Origin of the sequence: Streptomyces djakartensis (assembly GCF_014651075.1) — a bacterium.
Classification (GTDB): domain Bacteria; phylum Actinomycetota; class Actinomycetes; order Streptomycetales; family Streptomycetaceae; genus Streptomyces; species Streptomyces djakartensis.
This window is the reverse complement of the sequence record NZ_BMWE01000059.1, coordinates 1-860: the sequence shown is the minus strand read 5'-3', so window position 1 is coordinate 860 and position 860 is coordinate 1. Positions and strand designations below refer to the sequence as shown.

The following is an 860-nucleotide window of genomic DNA, read 5'->3' as shown; positions in this document are numbered from 1 at the left end:
CCTGCAGGGGCCCGCGCTCACCATCGACACCGCGTGCTCGTCGTCTCTGGTGGCGCTGCACCTGGCCGTGCAGTCGCTGCGGCGCGGGGAATGCGACCTCGCCCTCGCCGGCGGAACCACCGTCATGTCCGCTCCAACTGTCTTCGTCGAGTTCTCCCGCCAGCGCGGACTGGCACCCGACGGACGCTGCAAACCCTTCGCCGACACCGCCGACGGCACGGCGTGGGCCGAGGGTGTCGGGGTGCTGCTGGTGGAGCGGCTCTCCGACGCCGAGCGGCTCGGCCACCACGTTCTGGCCGTGGTGCGGGGCACCGCCGTCAACCAGGACGGCGCCAGCAACGGCCTCACCGCCCCCAGCGGACCCGCCCAACAGAACGTCATCCGCGAGGCCTTGGCCGACGCCCGCCTCACCCCCGAGGACATCGACGCCGTCGAGGCCCACGGCACCGGCACGCCCCTCGGCGACCCCATCGAAGCCGAGGCCTTGCTGGCCACGTACGGCCACCCGAAGCGTCAATCACCGGTCTGGTTGGGGTCGTTGAAGTCCAACATCGGCCACACCCAGGCCGCCGCCGGCATCGCCGGAATCATCAAGATGGTGCAGTCCATGCACCACGGCACTCTGCCGCGCACCCTGCATGTGGATGCGCCCACATCCCAGGTCGACTGGGCTTCCGGTTCCCTGCGACTCCTGGCTGAGGCCCAGCCCTGGCCCGCCGACCCCGACCGGCCCCGCCGCGCCGCCGTCTCCGCCTTCGGCGTCAGCGGCACCAACGCCCACGTCGTACTCGAAGAACCACCGATGCCTGCCGAAGCACCGGCGCCCGACGAAACAACGGCGCCGGCTCATACCCCGCCGG

At 71.7% G+C, this 860-nt stretch carries 1 protein-coding gene; it reads left to right on the top strand.

The features are described from left to right. A partial coding sequence (locus IE212_RS34450) for a beta-ketoacyl [acyl carrier protein] synthase domain-containing protein (protein WP_190201929.1) occupies positions 1-860 on the top strand: 860 nt, incomplete at both ends.